The 1,667-nt window shown below is 70.1% G+C and carries 2 protein-coding genes; one reads left to right on the forward strand and one right to left on the reverse strand.

Going from position 1 to position 1,667, the window contains the following annotated elements; translation table 11 throughout:
- The first annotated feature begins 218 nt into the window (after positions 1–218).
- Positions 219–1,067: an IS5 family transposase gene (locus ACZ50K_RS37875; RefSeq protein ID WP_468912030.1), complete on the forward strand. Its 849-nt coding sequence runs from the start codon at positions 219–221 to the stop codon at positions 1,065–1,067.
- Here the strand turns inward: ACZ50K_RS37875 and ACZ50K_RS37880 are convergent.
- Positions 1,015–1,548 carry a hypothetical protein gene (locus tag ACZ50K_RS37880; protein ID WP_468912031.1) on the reverse strand — a complete coding sequence of 178 codons (534 nt, stop codon included), beginning with the start codon at positions 1,546–1,548 and terminating at the stop codon, positions 1,015–1,017. The genes ACZ50K_RS37875 and ACZ50K_RS37880 overlap by 53 nt on opposite strands.
- Positions 1,549–1,667 lie beyond the last annotated feature (119 nt).

Genomic DNA, 1,667 nt, shown 5'->3' on the forward strand with positions numbered 1-1,667 from the left:
TAAGGAGCCGTATCTCAATCGATCATGGAACGTGCGGGTCGAACAGGTTTCCCGCCGGGGTGATCTTCCCGTTTTCCGCGCATAAAGACAGGGCCTCTCGGTAGCTCGGGGATGCGAATCTGACCGAGCAGTGCCGGGAGGCCCTGGTGTCGCTGTTGTACGCGTCCGAACCCGTCCAGTTCAACTCGGCTGCTCCATCGTGTGATTGCCTCGCGCACGTGTACGGCAACGCGGCCGACCATCCGGACCGGGAACGCCGGTATCCCTCCGACATGACGGACGCGGAATGGGCGGCCGTGCGGCCTTTGCTGCCGGTGCCGGCCTGGCTGAACGGGCGGGGCGGACGCCCCGAGGGCTACTGCCACCGCCAGCTGCTGGACGCGATCCGCTACCTGGTCGCGGGCGGGATCTCCTGGCGGGCGATGCCCGCGGACTTCCCCGACTGGGGCCGGGTCTATGCCTTCTTCCGCCGCTGGCGCGAGCACGGGCTGATCACGGAGTTCCACGACCGGCTGCGCGGACGGGTGCGTGAGCGGGAGGGCCGCGGGGCGGAGCCGACGGCCGGGATCATCGACGCGCAGTCGGTGAAGGCCGCGGCCTCGGTGCCATCCGTCTCACGCGGCTACGACGGCGGGAAGAAGGTGGGCGGCCGCAAGCGGCACATCGTGACCGACTGCCTTGGCCTGCTCCTGGCCGTCGCGGTGACCGCCGCGAACATCGGCGACCGGGACGCCGCCGTGGGCCTGCTGACCCGGCTGCGCCGCCTGCACCGTGACATCTGCCTTGTCTGGGCCGACGGCGGCTACACCGGCGGCCTCGTCGACTGGTGCCGGGACAAACTCGCCCTGACCCTGGAGATCGTCAAGCGCACCGACGACATGACCGGATTCGTGGTGCTGCCCCGGCGCTGGGTCGCAGAGCGCACGTTCGCGTGGCTGATGCATTCGCGCCGACTGGCCCGGGACTACGAGACGCTGCCGGCCAGCAGCGAGGCGATGATCCGGTGGTCGATGGTCACGCGGATGAGCCGTCGCCTGGCACGGCCACAGACCGCCGACCGGCACTGAAGGCCCCCGACGCCTCCAGCACCAGCCACCCGCGCTCCGCCAGGCGCCTGGCCTTCGAACGCACCCCCTCGACCTTCGCCGACGTCGTCCCAAGGCCCAGCCCCACCGCGATCTCCCTGGCCTTGAGCGGTCCCTGGCCCGCCGGCTGCCGCTCCTCCAGCACGCCCAGGATCCGCTGGTAGTCCGGCGCCAGCACCGTCACCGGCAAGCCTTCGCGCCAAGGCGGGACGATTGACCCCGGCCCTGGCGGGGGCGGGGGCGGGGGCACGATTTCCTGCTCCGCCTCGGTCACGGCAGTCGTCTCGGCGGCGGACACGGCCAGGGCCTCGACCAGCTCCTCCCGCGCGATCACCCGCCGGTCCAGCTCGATCTCGGCAGCCTCCAACACCGCAGCCAAGCGGGCGGCTTCCTCGCGAAGCCCTTCCACCCGCACACGGGCCGCTGTCTCCCGCTCCTCCAGCATTCCCAGAATCGACGCCATCGCGCACCCCGTGCTCATGGAGCGGAAACAAGACGCCGGATCCCTCCCTCATTCGGAGCCGCACCATGCCTGACCAGCAGAAATCAAGCGATCACGTTCGGTTGAGATACGGCTTCTAA

Source organism: Streptomyces sp. NPDC033845 (genome assembly GCF_055576225.1).